A 13,237-nucleotide genomic window follows, 5' to 3' on the forward strand; every position below is an offset into this window, starting at 1 on the left:
GGCGCGTGAGTCCACCGGCCGCGGCCGCCGCGCCGTACGGCATCTCCGATGCCTGCGGACGGCAGCCCGAGACCGGGCGCCGAAGCATCCACCGATTGGTCCCACTCCGTGTCCGCCGCCCCACCCAGCAGCAGCACCGCCGTACCGTCGTGGCTCGAGGCCCCCGCCGATGCGAACGCCCTCGTCCCGAGTGTCTGGCCCGCGAGCGCCGTCCGCGATCGCCACGGCCTCCTCGAGGTCGGAGGCGTGCCGGTCACCGAGCTCCGCGAGCGCTTCGGAACTCCTCTCTACGTGCTCGACGAGGACGAGGTCCGCGCGCACGCGCGCCGCGCGCTCGACGCGTTCCGTGCCGCGGCAGGCCTCCACGGCGTGCAGGCGCGCGTCTACTACGCCGGGAAGGCGTTCCTTTCGACCGAGGTCGTCCGGTGGGTGGCCGAGGAGGGCCTCGCGATCGACGTGTGCACGGGCGGCGAGCTCGCGGTCGCACTGGCGGCGGGCGCCGACCCCGCACGACTGGGGTTCCACGGCAACAACAAGAGCGTCCCCGAGCTCGAGCGGGCCGTCTCGGCGGGAGTCGGGTCCATCGTCATCGACAGCTGGATCGAGCTCGAGCGTCTCGCCGCGATCGTCGAGCGTCTCGACGCGACGCAGGCGGTGCTCGTACGGGTCAACAGCGGGGTGCACGCCGAGACGCACGACTTCCTCGCGACCGCGCACGAAGACCAGAAGTTCGGCTTCACGCTCGAGGATGCGCCGGCCGCGGTCGAGCGCATCCGCGAGCTCGACGGTCTCGTCTTCGTGGGTCTGCACTGCCACATCGGGTCGCAGATCTTCGGCTCGGCGGGCTTCCGCGAGTCCGCGGCTCGCGTCGTCGAGCTGCACGCGGCGCTGCTCGAGGGCGGCGACATCCCCGTCCTCAATCTCGGCGGCGGATTCGGCATCGCCTACACCTCCGCCGACGATCCGACGCCGATCGAGGTGCTGGCGCAGGGCATCGCCGACGCCGTCGCGCAGGAATGCGCCGTGCGCGGCATCCCGATCCCGAACCTCGCATTCGAGCCGGGCCGCGCGATCGTGGGCCAGGCAGGCGTCACGCTCTACGAGGTCGGCACGACCAAGCCCGTGCATCTCGACGACGGACTCACGCGCCTCTACGTGAGCGTCGACGGCGGCATGAGCGACAACCCGCGCCCCGCGCTGTACGGCGCGCAGTACTCGGCACGGATCGCGTCGCGGGAGTCGGATGCCGAGCCCGCGCTCGCCCGAGTGGTCGGCAAGCACTGCGAGTCCGGCGACATCGTCGTCGACGCGGAGTATCTGCCGGGCGACATCGCCCCCGGCGACCTCCTCGCGGTGCCCGCGACGGGCGCGTACTGCTTCGCCCTGTCGAGCAACTACAACTACGTCCCCCGCCCGCCCGTCGTGGCCGTGCGCGGCGGAACGGCGCGCGTCATCGTGCGCGGCGAGACGATCCACGACCTCCTCGCCCGGGACGCGGGCGTCGAGACCTCCGAAGAAGGGAACGCATGACCGACTACCGTCGCCTGCGGGTCGCGCTGCTGGGCGCGGGCGCCGTGGGCTCGCAGGTCGCCGATCTGCTCCGAAAGCACGGTCCCGAGCTCGCCGACCGCGCGGGCGCGACGCTCGAGCTCGTCGGCATCGCGGTGCGCGACGTCGACGCGGATCGCGACGTCGAGCTGCCGCGCGAGCTGCTGACGACGGATGCCGAGCCCCTCATCGTCGGCTCGGACATCGTCATCGAGCTCATGGGCGGCATCGAGCCCGCCCGCTCCTATCTCCTGCAGGCCATCAACTCCGGCGCCGACGTGGTGACCGCCAACAAGGCCCTGCTCGCCACCCACGGGCCCGAGATCTTCGACGCGGCCGACCAGGTCGGCGCGTCGGTGTACTACGAGGCCGCCGCAGCCGGCGCCATCCCGATCATCCGCCCCCTGCGCGACTCGCTCGCGGGCGACCGCGTGCAGCGGATCATGGGCATCGTCAACGGCACGACGAACTACATCCTCGACCGCATGGACTCCGAGGGCGCCGACTTCGCCGACGTCCTCGCCGACGCGCAGCGCCTGGGATACGCCGAGGCCGACCCGACGGCCGACGTCGAAGGCTTCGACGCGGCGCAGAAGGCCGCGATCCTCGCGTCGCTCGCCTTCCACACGACCGTGCCGCTCGGCGCCGTGCATCGCGAGGGCATCACGGCGATCGACAAGGCGATGATGGATGCCGCGCGCCACGCGGGCTATGTCATCAAGCTCCTCGCGGTGTGCGAGCGCCTCACCGGCGAGACCGAGACGGGGGGCGACGCCATCTCGGTGCGGGTGTATCCCGCGCTCATCAGCCGCAGCCACCCCCTCGCGAGCGTCCACGGCGCCAACAACGCCGTCTTCGTGCAGGCCGAGGCCGCGGGCAACCTCATGTTCTACGGCGCGGGCGCGGGCGGTGTGCAGACGGCGTCGGCCGTGCTGGGCGACGTCGTCTCGGCCGCGCGCCGCCATATCGCGGGCGGCGTCGGCGTGGGGGAGTCCACGCGCGCGAACCTCCCGATCGTCGAGATCGGCCGCGTCACGACTCGCTACCAGATCACTCTCGAGGTCGACGACCAGCCGGGGGTCCTCGCAACCGTCGCGGGCGTGCTGAGCGAGGGCCGCGTGTCGATCGCGACCGTCGAGCAGACCGTCATCGGAGACGGCGAGGAGGGATCGGGCGTGGCCCGCCTCGTCATCGGAACACACAAGGCACGTGAGCAGGACCTGAGCGAGACCGTCGACCGGCTCGCCGCGAGCGGCGTCGTGGAGCGCGTCGTCTCGGTCCTGCGGGTGGAAGGAGACTGACCATGGCACACCTCTGGCGCGGAGTCCTGCGCGAGTACGCCGACCGTCTGGGCGTCACGGATGCCTCGACCGTCGTGACCCTCGGCGAAGGCGGCACGCCGCTTCTCCCCGCCCCCGCGCTGTCGCAGCGCACGGGCGCGGACGTCTGGGTCAAGTTCGAGGGCATGAACCCGACGGGATCGTTCAAGGATCGCGGTATGACGGTCGCGCTGTCCCGCGCCGTCGAGCACGGCGCGAAGGCCGTCATCTGCGCGTCGACGGGCAACACGTCGGCGTCGGCCGCCGCCTACGCGGCGCACGCGGGCATCACGGCCGCCGTGCTCGTGCCGGAGGGGAAGATCGCGATGGGCAAGCTCAGCCAGGCCGTCGCGCACAACGGCAGGCTCATCCAGATCCGCGGCAACTTCGACGACTGCCTCGAGATCGCGCGCGAGCTCGCCGACCACTATCCCGTGCATCTGGTCAACTCGGTCAATCCCGACCGCATCGAGGGCCAGAAGACGGCGGCCTACGAGGTCGTCGAGGTGCTCGGCGACGCACCCGACTTCCACTTCATCCCCGTCGGAAACGCCGGCAACTACACGGCCTACTCGCGCGGCTACCGCGAGGAGGCGGCGCGCGGCGTCGCGACGCGCGTGCCCCGCATGTTCGGCTTCCAGGCCGAGGGCTCCGCGCCGCTCGTGCGCGGCGAGGTCGTGAAGAACCCCGAGACGATCGCCTCGGCGATCCGCATCGGCAACCCAGCGTCGTGGGAGCTCGCGCTCGAGGCGCGGGCCGCGACCGACGGGTACTTCGGCGCGATCGACGACGACCGCATCCTCGCGGCGCAGAAGCTCCTCGCGGGCGAGGTCGGGATCTTCGTCGAGCCCGCGTCGGCGATCAGCGTCGCAGGCCTGCTCGACCGTGCGGAGGCCGGCATCGTCCCGGCGGGATCGCGCGTCGTGCTCACGGTCACGGGGCACGGCCTCAAGGATCCGCAGTGGGCCCTGCGCAACGCCGACGGGTCGCAGGTGGCTCCGACGGTCGTCGACGCGACGACGTCCGAGGTCGCAGCGGTCCTCGAGCTGCAGCCCGTGGAGGCGACTGCGTGACGGGATCCGTCTCCGAGTCCGCGGCTGCGGCATCCGGGTCGCACAGCGGCGACGCGCGCACGGTCGTCGTGCGCGTGCCCGCCACGAGCGCCAACCTCGGGCCCGGGTTCGACACGCTCGGCCTCGCGCTCAGCGTGTACGACGAGCTCGTCGTCACGGCCCTGCCCGACGGCCGGCTCGAGGTCGACGTCGACGGAGAAGGATCGGAGTCCGTCCCGCGCGACGACTCGAACCTCGTCGTGCGCTCGATCGCCTACGCGTTCGAGGCCGTGGGGCGACGGATGCCGGGACTGCGCCTGCGCGCCCGCAACGTCATCCCGCACGGGCGGGGTCTCGGCTCCTCCGGCGCGGCCGTCGTGTCGGGCCTTCTCGCCGCCAAGGGTCTCCTCGAGGGCGATGTCGAGCTCGGTCCCGAGACGCTGCTGCGTCTCGCGACGGAGCTCGAAGGTCATCCTGACAACGTCGCACCCGCCCTGTTCGGGGGCCTCACGATCGCGTGGATGGACGAGGACGGCCCGCAGCACAAGAAGCTGCTCGTGCACAGAGGCGTCTCGCCGCTCGTCTTCATCCCCGAGTTCACGATGTCGACGAGCGTCGCGCGGAGCCTGCAGCCGCTTCAGGTCCCTCGCGAGGATGCCGTGTTCAACGTCTCGCGCTCGGCTCTGCTGATCGCCGCGCTCACGCAGAGCCCCGAGCTCCTGCTGGCGGCGACCGCAGACAAGCTGCACCAGAACTACCGTGCGCAGGCCATGCCCGAGACCGACAAGCTCGTGCGCGCACTGCGGGGGGCCGGCTTCGCGGCGGTCGTGTCGGGGGCGGGGCCGAGCGTCCTCGTCCTCGCCGACGGACCCGGTCGGCGACTGCAGGCGGCAGACGTCGCGGCGGCCGCGACGGACACCCCGTGGGAGGCCCTCATGCTCGCCGTCGACTTCAAGGGTGGTACAGTGAGGGAGTACGCGGAGGGTTCCACGTAAGCACGTGAATCTGGCCTCCGCCGCAAATCTGCGAAACCACCGCACACGCCCCCCGTCGTTCGTGCGCTCAGCAGCCGCCGGCCGCTGAGCCCATCGGACCGCGGGCGCGGGCAGTTCTTCTGCCCTGCGGGGCACCAGTGCGGTTCGTCACATCAATCCGTTTACCAAGGGAGTACTCGTGGAGTCCATCTCCGAGATCCACACGGTCGACGCCGAGTCGGAGGAGCGCACCGAAGCGCTTCAGTCCGAAGGCGTGACCGTCGACGGCGACATCGTCGCCCAGACCGAAGAAGCCGCCGAGCAGCCCGTCACCGACGAGGCCGAGCCCGCCGTGGAGCAGCCCGTCGCGGAGGCCGAGCCGGTCGCCGAGGCCGAGCCCGAGGCCGAGCCGGTCACCGAGGGCGAGCCGGTCGCCGAGGCCGTCGCCGACGAGCCGGTCGCCGAGGCCGAGCCGGTCGTCGAGGCCGACGTCCCCGTCGTCGCCGAGCCCGAAGCGCCGGCCGCAGATGCGCCGGCCGCAGATGCGCCAGCCGCAGATGCGCCCGCCGCCGAGACCGTCGAGCCCGCCGCCGAGGAGCCCGTGGCCCCGGCGAAGGCGGCACCCCGCAAGCGCGCGCCGCGTCGCGCCAAGAGCACCGACGTTCCCGTCGTGCCCGCCGAGGACGAGCAGCCTGTCCAGGTCGCCGTCGCCGTCGAGCCCGAAGCGCCGGCCGCAGATGCGCCTGCAGAGGCTGTCGCCGAGACCGGCGCGGTCGAGACGGCGCCCGCCGAGACTGCGGCGCCCGAGAACGCGCCAGCCGAGTCGGCAGAGCAGTCCGAGGACGAGGCATCCGAGGCCCCCGCCGACGGCGAAGCTCCGTCGCGCAGCCGGAGCCGGAGCCGCAGCCGCAGCCGAAGCCGCGGCGGCCAGAACGCGCAGGGCGGCCAGCAGGGCCAGAACACGCAGGGCAGCCCGCAGGCGCAGAGCCCGCAGAACCAGAGCCCGCAGAACCAGAGCCCGCAGAACCAGAACGCCCAGAACCAGAACGCCCAGAACCAGAACGCCCAGAACCAGAACGCCCAGAACCAGAACGGCGCGCAGCAGCCCGAGCAGGACGACGAGTCCGGGCAGGGGTCGGCACGCAATCGCCAGCGCAACAAGCGCCGCGGTCCCGCGGGCGTCTCGGACGAGTTCGAGACCGAGATCGGCGAGGACGACGTCCTCATCCCGATCGCGGGCATCCTCGACGTCCTCGACAACTACGCGTTCGTCCGCACGACCGGGTACCTGCCCGGCACGAGCGACGTCTACGTGTCGCTCGGCCAGGTCAAGAAGTACAACCTGCGCAAGGGCGACGCCGTCGTCGGCGCCATCAAGCAGCCGCGCGAGGGCGAGCAGTCGAGCCGTCAGAAGTACAACGCGCTCGTCAAGGTCGACGCCATCAACGGCCTGTCGGTCGAGGATGCCGCGACCCGCGTCGAGTTCGGCAAGCTCACGCCCCTCTACCCGCAGGAGCGCCTGCGCCTCGAGACGGCACCCGAGAAGCTGACGCAGCGCATCATCGACCTCGTCGCGCCGATCGGCAAGGGCCAGCGCGGCCTCATCGTCGCGCCTCCCAAGGCTGGCAAGACGATCGTGCTGCAGCAGATCGCGAACGCCATCGCGATCAACAACCCCGAGGTCCACCTCATGGTCGTGCTCGTCGACGAGCGCCCCGAAGAGGTCACCGACATGCAGCGCACCGTCAAGGGCGAGGTCATAGCCTCGACGTTCGACCGCCCCGCAGAGGACCACACGACGGTCGCCGAGCTCGCCATCGAGCGCGCCAAGCGCCTCGTCGAGCTGGGCCGCGATGTCGTCGTGCTCCTCGACTCGATCACGCGTCTCGGCCGCGCGTACAACCTCGCGGCCCCCACGTCGGGTCGCGTCCTCACGGGCGGCGTCGACGCGTCGGCGCTGTATCCGCCCAAGCGCTTCTTCGGCGCCGCGCGCAACATCGAGAACGGCGGATCACTCACGATCCTTGCGACCGCGCTCGTCGAGACCGGCTCCAAGATGGACGACGTCATCTTCGAGGAGTTCAAGGGCACGGGCAACAGCGAGCTGCGCCTGAGCCGTCAGCTCGCGGACAAGCGCATCTTCCCCGCCGTCGACGTCAACGCGTCGAGCACGCGTCGCGAAGAGATGCTGCTGTCGACCGACGAGGTCAAGATCACGTGGAAGCTGCGTCGCGCCCTCGCGGGGCTCGACCCGCAGCAGGCGCTCGAGGTCGTGCTCGGCAAGCTCAAGGAGACGCAGTCCAACGTCGAGTTCCTCGTGCAGATGCAGAAGTCGATCCCGGCTCCCGCGCACAACGGCCACGGCGGCGGACACAGCCACGCGCACGACAACAGCATCCGCTGACGACCCCGGGAGGACTGCGTGTTCGAGTCCGTCAAGGGGCTGATCGAGGAGCACAAGGCCGTCGAGCTCGAGCTCAACAACCCCGCCGTGCATGCCGACGCGTCGCGCGCGAAGCGCGTGAACCGTCGGTATGCGGAGCTGTCGAAGATCGTGAAGGCGTACGAGGACTGGGTCGCGGCATCCGACGACCTGGATGCCGCGCGCGAGCTCGCGCGTGAGGACGAGGCCTTCGCCGAGGAGGTCCCGGCTCTCGAGGAGAAGCTCGCACAGGCTCAGGAGCGGCTTCGGCGCCTCCTGATCCCGCGAGACCCCGACGACGCCCGCGACGTCATCCTCGAGGTGAAGGCGGGCGAGGGGGGCGCGGAGAGCGCGCTGTTCGCGGCCGACCTTCTGCGGATGTACCTGCAGTACGCGGCGTCGAAGGGCTGGAAGACCGAGCTCCTCGAGCGCAACGAGTCCGACCTCGGCGGCTACAAGGAAGTCCAGGTCGCGATCAAGGGCGCCTCGACCGACCCCGCGCAGGGGGTGTGGGCGCATCTCAAGTACGAGGGCGGCGTCCACCGCGTGCAGCGGGTGCCGGCGACCGAGTCGCAGGGGCGCATCCACACGTCGACGACGGGCGTGCTCGTGTTCCCCGAGGTCGACGAGCCGGACGAGATCGAGATCAGCCCGAACGATCTGAAGATCGATGTGTTCCGCTCGTCGGGGCCCGGCGGGCAGTCCGTCAACACGACGGACTCGGCGGTGCGCATCACGCACCTTCCGACCGGCATCGTCGTGTCGATGCAGAACGAGAAGTCGCAGCTGCAGAACCGCGAGGCCGGCATGCGGGTCCTGCGCGCGCGGCTGCTCGCCAGGCAGCAGGAGGAGCTCGAGGCGGCGGCATCCGACGCCCGCAAGTCGCAGATCCGCGGCATGGACCGCTCGGAGCGGATCCGCACCTACAACTTCCCGGAGAACCGCATCGCGGATCACCGCACGGGATACAAGGCGTACAACCTCGACCAGGTCATGGACGGAGCCCTCGACCCCCTCATCGAGTCGGCGATCGCCGCCGATGAGGAGGCGCGGCTCGCAGCTCTCGCCTCAGACGTCTGACCTCGCGCATCGCCGCAGCGCTCCATCCCCCACGGATCGAGGAGTCCGGACGCCACGCGCGCCACGTGGGGGCGACGGATGCCGCGGCGCTAGGCTCGGGCCGTGATCATGTTCCTCATCCGCGCGCTCATCTTCATCGTGTCGGCGGCTCTCGGCCTCCTCGTCGCGGACTGGATCCTGCCGGGGTTCCAGATCGACTGGAGCGACTGGTGGGGCTTCGTGATCTGCGCCCTCATCTTCGCGGTGCTCCAGAGCGTGCTGGCGCCCTGGCTCGCGACCGTCGCGCGCCGGAACGCGCCGGCGCTCCTGGGCGGAATCGGAATCATCTCGACGCTCATCGCGCTCGTCGTGGTCGTGCTGCTGCCGATCGGCGGCCTGCGCATCGCCGACGCCCTGTCGTGGATCCTCGCGCCCGTCATCGTGTGGGTCGTCACGGCGCTCGCGACGGTGTTCCTCCCCATGATCTTCATCAAGAAGAAGGTCCAGGAGCGCCGCGGGGACGGCTGACGCGCCGGTCTCAGATGGAAGCCAACCAGTGCGCCGCGTCGACGGCGGCGGGGAGGAGCCGCGCGAGGTCCCTCGTCACGCCTTCGCCCCATCGGTGGCCGCCGCGGGATTGAGCGGAACATCCTCGTCGACGTCGTCCGGGTCGTCGGGCTCGAGCCTCTCGGGCAGCTCCCCGCTGATGCGCCCCGGCATCCGGGTCGCGGGGATGATCGCCAGCACCGCGAGCCCCGCGAGCGCGAGGAGAGAGATCTTGAGGGAGAGCAGACGCGCGTCCTCGTTGATGTCGATCGCGGCCTGCACCTCGGCCTCCGGCCTCCCGGCATCCGCGAGCGCCGCCTCGAGCTGCGCGTTCGTCATGAAGTCGACGTCGTTGAAGTTGACCTCGCTGATGAGCTCGGGCGAGATCTCGGGGTGGTCGTGCGCCTGCGTCAGCAGAGTGCCCGACAGCAGGCCCACCGCGAGCGCGCTCGCGACGGCGATGCCCGCGGCCCCCGACGTGTTGTGCACGAGGCCGCGCCACGCGCCGACGTCGCCGGCGAGCTGCTTGGGCGCCGCCGACAGGAGTGTGTTGAACACGAGTGCGACGATCGAGCCCTGTCCGATGCCGAGAAGGACGAGACCCGTCACGACGAGCGCCTGCCCCCATTCTCCGCGGATCGTGAAGGCGAGCAGCGTCAGTGCCCCCGCGACGACGACGAACCCGACGGCGCCGAGCACGCGGGGCGGGAGGAACCGGTACAGGTACGCCACGAACGTCGACGAGAGGAAGATCGAGAGCGTGTACGGGATCACGGAGAACGAGGTCTGGATGCCCGTGAAGCCCTGCACGACCTGCATGTAGAGCGGGATGAGGAAGTTCGCCCCCGTGCCGACGAAGAGCATCGTCGACATGCACGCCGTCACGGCGAGCTCGGTGCGCGTCGCGAGGACGCGCAGGTCGAAGATGCGGGACGTGTGCGCGCGCTGCCGTGCGCCGATCCACACGAAGAAGAGCTGACCGAACAGCACCCCGCCGATCAGCAGGAGCGGAGCGGGGGAGACGCCGAACACGGAGAACGGCGCGCTCTCGGTCGCGCTCCACAGGCCCCAGGCGTTCAGCCCCGAGAAGCCGAAGCTCAACATGATGATCGCGATCGCGGCGATGATCGCACCCGTCCAGTCGATCGCGAGGTCGCGCTGCGGCGCGACGGGCTTGACCCCGAAACTCAAGAGCAGGTTCAGGATGCCGAGCGCCACCATGAGCCAGAACGACCAGCGCCATCCGATGGTCTCGGCGAACAGGCCCGCGATGAGCAGGGCGAGGACGCCGGCGAGCGGAATCGCGGCGGCGAGGAACCCGATCGCCTTGGCCTGAGCCGTGCCGTGGTAGTTGGTGGCGATGAAGACCGTGAGCGCGGGGGCGACGAGCGCAATGACGGCGCCCGACATCGCCTGGGCGACGAAGAGCATGGCGGGGCTCACGCTCAGCGCGACGAGAGCCATGGCTCCCGCGTGCACGCCGACCGCGATCTGGAACACGATCCGAGTGCCGAAGCGCGATCCCACCTTCGCGCCGAGGAGGATGAACGCCGCCATCGCGAACGTCCCCGCCGTGATCGCCGTGCCGACGGAGGTCGGCGGCGTGTCGAGCTCGCGCGTGATGGGCGTCATCGACACCGTGAGCGCGTTGATGGAGAACGACGCCTGGATCTGCGTCAACACGACGACGAGCAGCGGGAGCCAGGATGCCCCGACTCCCGTGCGATTCGCGGCCTGCTCGGTCATTCCGCCTCCGCTCCTACGATCCCGGTCCGCGGGGCGCCCCCTCGGCAGGGTCTCCCGTGGCTACGCTGAGTCGCGTGGACCCCGTCGTCGCTACGCTGCTGATCCTAGTGCTGGCGGTCGTGGCGTTCGTGAGCAATCGCGTGCCCCTCGGCGTCGTGGCGCTCGGGGTCGCGCTCGGGCTGTTCTTCACGGGCGTCCTCACGATCCAGCAGGCGCTCGCGGGGTTCGGCGACCCGACGGTGCTGTTCATCGCGGCGCTGTTCGTCGTGAGCGAGGCCCTCGACGCGACCGGCGTGACGGCGTGGACGGGGCAGAAGGTCATCGCGCGCGCCGGGACGGGACGGCGCGCTCTGCTGGTGGTCGTGTCGCTGCTCGTGGCCGGCACGACGGCGCTCATCAGCATCAACGGCGCCGTCGCCGCGCTCCTGCCGCTCGTCGTCGTGGTGGCGTCGCGGGCCGGGATCGCGACCTCGCAGCTGCTCATGCCGCTCGCGTTCGCGGCGCACGCGGGGTCGCTGCTGCTCCTGACGGGAACCCCCGTCAACCCGATCGTGTCGGAGATCGCCTCCGCGAGCGGCGGCCGCGAGTTCAACTACTTCGAGTTCGCCGCCGTCGGCGTCCCTCTGCTGATCGTGACGATCGTGTACGTCGTGCTCTTCGGAAAGCACCTGCTTCCCGCTCGGAACGGCGCCGAGATGCCCACCGACCTCATCCGGCACGCGCGGCTGCTTCGGCAGCAGTACGACGTGACCCTCGACACGAGCACCCTCCTGGGCAGGGACGACGGCGTCACCGAGGTCATCGTTCCGCCGCGGTCGCCGCTCATCGGGGCGCATCTCGCTCGCGGGATGACGACGCCGAGCGGAGATCTCGTCGTCCTGGCGGCGCGGCGCGGATCGGAGCGCCTCAAGGATGCCGACATCGTCGTGCAGGCGGGCGACGCTCTCCTGCTCCAGGGGTCGTGGGACGACCTGGAGCGCCACACGTCGCCCGGCGGCAAGGTCATCGCGGTGGACTCGCCGACGCAGCTGCGTCGGTCGGTGCCGCTCGGCAAGGGCGCCAAGCCCGCGATCGTCATCCTCGCGGCGATGGTCGTGCTCCTCGCGACGGGGCTCGTGCCGCCCGTCGTCGCGGCGCTCCTCGCCGCGGGGGCGCTCATCGTGAGCCGCACCGTGACCCCGTCACAGGCCTACCAGTCCATCTCGTGGACGACGATCGTCCTCATCGCGGGCATGATCCCGCTCTCGACCGCGTTCGTGCAGACGGGCACGGCCGACCTGATCGCCGGGTGGCTCCTGTCGTTCCTGGGCACGGCGGGGCCGCACATCGCGCTGCTCATCCTGTGCGTCCTGACGATCGTGCTGGGTCAGCTCATCAGCAACGTCGCGACGGTCCTCATCGTCGCGCCCGTCGCGGTCTCGGTGGCCGCGACGCTCGGCGTCTCCGTCCAGCCGTTCATGATGGCGCTGACGGTCGCCGGCGCCGCCGCCTTCCTCACGCCGATCGCGACGCCCGCCAACATGATGGTGATGGAGGCGGGAGGCTACCGGTTCGGCGACTACTGGAAGCTCGGACTGCCGCTCGCCTTCGTGTATCTCGTCGTCGCGGTCTTCTACGTCCCGCTCATCTGGCACTTCTGATGGGAGTCGCGCAGGTCGAGCGCATCGTCGCGGTCGAGAAGCGCGTCCTCACGGCGTCCATCGTCGTCGGCGGGCTCCTCTCGCTCGGCATCCTCGCCGTGGGTCTCGTGGGCGGCATGCGCATCCTCGTCTTCGACGGTGCGTTCGGCGTCTTCGACATCGCGATGTCCTGGCTCGCCCTGCACGCGTCCCGCGTCGCGGGGAGCGGGCCGACGGCGGCGTTCCCGTTCGGGCGGGATGCCATGGCCCCGCTCATCGTCCTCGCGCAGGGCATCGCGATGGCGGCCATGCTCGTGTACGCGGCGGCGGACGCCGTCATCCTCATCGCGCACGGCGGGCAGCGCGTGGACGCCGTCGTCGTCGCGATCGTCGCGTTCGCCTCAGGACTCTCGTCGTACGCCTTCGCGGCGTGGGCCCGGCGGCAGAACCCCGGCAGCGACCTCCTCGATGCCGAGGCGGTCGCGTGGCGCGCCTCGGGCATCCGCGGGCTCGTCGCGGCATCCGCAGCGGTGCTCGCCGCGATCGCGGCGGCCGCGAGCGCGGAGTGGGCGCTCTTCTACATCGATCCCGTCCTGGTGCTCGTCGCGTGCGCGCTCGTCGTGCCCATGCCCGTGCGCCTCGTGCGGCACGGACTCAACGAGCTGCTGGAGGGAACGCCGGACTCCGACACGATGCGGGGCCTGCGTGAGGTCGTGGCCGAGGTCACGCAGCGTTTCGACCTGCCCGAGCCCGGGTTCCGGGCGACGAAGCTGGGCCTGAAGGCCTACGTCGACGTCGTGTACGTCACGACCGAGCCGCGCGCGACGCTGGAGCTCGAGGACGACGTGCGGCGCGCGATCGCCGCAGGCTTCGACGCGCTGCCGCTCGACGTGTGGGCGACGGTCCAGCTCACGCGCGACGCCGCGCTCGAGCTCTGACGGGCCGCGTCGCC

10 protein-coding genes are annotated in these 13,237 nt (G+C 71.0%); 9 read left to right on the forward strand and 1 reads right to left on the reverse strand.

The features are described 5' to 3' along the window. Positions 1–108: 108 nt before the first annotated feature. From lysA to FHS08_RS11630, 7 genes are all read left to right on the forward strand, one after another. Positions 109–1,530 carry a diaminopimelate decarboxylase gene (lysA, locus tag FHS08_RS11600; protein WP_341800391.1) on the forward strand — a complete coding sequence of 474 codons (1,422 nt, stop codon included), beginning with the start codon at positions 109–111 and terminating at the stop codon, positions 1,528–1,530. Beyond that, positions 1,527–2,849 carry a homoserine dehydrogenase gene (locus tag FHS08_RS11605; protein WP_167039122.1) on the forward strand — a complete coding sequence of 441 codons (1,323 nt, stop codon included), beginning with the start codon at positions 1,527–1,529 and terminating at the stop codon, positions 2,847–2,849. The genes lysA and FHS08_RS11605 overlap by 4 nt, the downstream gene beginning before the upstream one ends. 2 nt (positions 2,850–2,851) lie before the next feature. Further along, a complete protein-coding gene (gene thrC / locus FHS08_RS11610; RefSeq protein WP_167039124.1) occupies positions 2,852–3,940 on the forward strand; it encodes a threonine synthase in 1,089 nt (362 codons plus the stop codon). Next, entirely contained in the window at positions 3,937–4,914 is a 978-nt protein-coding gene (gene thrB / locus FHS08_RS11615) for a homoserine kinase (protein ID WP_167039125.1), read from the forward strand. The genes thrC and thrB overlap by 4 nt, the downstream gene beginning before the upstream one ends. Positions 4,915–5,092: 178 nt before the next feature. Continuing rightward, on the forward strand, positions 5,093–7,297 hold the full coding sequence (rho, locus tag FHS08_RS11620; RefSeq protein ID WP_167039127.1) for a transcription termination factor Rho: 2,205 nt from the start codon (positions 5,093–5,095) through the stop codon (positions 7,295–7,297). 18 nt (positions 7,298–7,315) lie between these two features. Next, positions 7,316–8,395 carry a peptide chain release factor 1 gene (gene prfA, locus FHS08_RS11625; protein ID WP_167039129.1) on the forward strand — a complete coding sequence of 360 codons (1,080 nt, stop codon included), beginning with the start codon at positions 7,316–7,318 and terminating at the stop codon, positions 8,393–8,395. Positions 8,396–8,503: 108 nt separating this feature from the next. Continuing rightward, positions 8,504–8,902, forward strand: a complete 399-nt coding sequence (locus tag FHS08_RS11630) for a phage holin family protein (protein WP_208382534.1) — start codon at positions 8,504–8,506, stop codon at positions 8,900–8,902. A 75-nt stretch (positions 8,903–8,977) separates the two neighbouring features. Here FHS08_RS11630 and FHS08_RS11635 read toward each other — a convergent pair whose 3' ends face one another. Beyond that, the gene (locus FHS08_RS11635) at positions 8,978–10,666 is read right to left on the reverse strand and encodes an MFS transporter (protein ID WP_167039133.1); all 1,689 of its coding nucleotides are present in this window, start codon (positions 10,664–10,666) and stop codon (positions 8,978–8,980) included. Positions 10,667–10,740: 74 nt separating this feature from the next. On the opposite strand from FHS08_RS11635, the gene FHS08_RS11640 reads away from it, so the two are divergent. Both FHS08_RS11640 and FHS08_RS11645 read left to right on the forward strand, forming a co-directional pair. After that, on the forward strand, positions 10,741–12,306 hold the full coding sequence (locus FHS08_RS11640; RefSeq protein ID WP_167039135.1) for an SLC13 family permease: 1,566 nt from the start codon (positions 10,741–10,743) through the stop codon (positions 12,304–12,306). Then, positions 12,306–13,223 (forward strand): cation efflux transmembrane domain-containing protein, encoded by a 918-nt coding sequence (locus tag FHS08_RS11645; RefSeq protein ID WP_167039137.1) that lies wholly within the window; start codon positions 12,306–12,308, stop codon positions 13,221–13,223. The genes FHS08_RS11640 and FHS08_RS11645 overlap by 1 nt, the downstream gene beginning before the upstream one ends. Positions 13,224–13,237 lie beyond the last annotated feature (14 nt).

The sequence above is a fragment of the Microbacterium ulmi genome (genome assembly GCF_011759705.1).
GTDB classification, from domain to species: Bacteria; Actinomycetota; Actinomycetes; order Actinomycetales; family Microbacteriaceae; genus Microbacterium; species Microbacterium ulmi.

Bases quoted from the DNA above. Each gene is read 5' to 3' on its own strand.
- FHS08_RS11645 (WP_167039137.1), top strand. From the start codon at position 12,306: ATGGGAGTCGCGCAGGTCGAGCGCATCGTCGCGGTCGAGAAGCGCGTC.
- FHS08_RS11630 (WP_208382534.1), top strand. From the start codon at position 8,504: ATGTTCCTCATCCGCGCGCTCATCTTCATCGTGTCGGCGGCTCTCGGC.
- FHS08_RS11635 (WP_167039133.1), bottom strand. From the start codon at position 10,666: ATGACCGAGCAGGCCGCGAATCGCACGGGAGTCGGGGCATCCTGGCTC.
- thrC (WP_167039124.1), top strand. From the start codon at position 2,852: ATGGCACACCTCTGGCGCGGAGTCCTGCGCGAGTACGCCGACCGTCTG.
- FHS08_RS11605 (WP_167039122.1), top strand. From the start codon at position 1,527: ATGACCGACTACCGTCGCCTGCGGGTCGCGCTGCTGGGCGCGGGCGCC.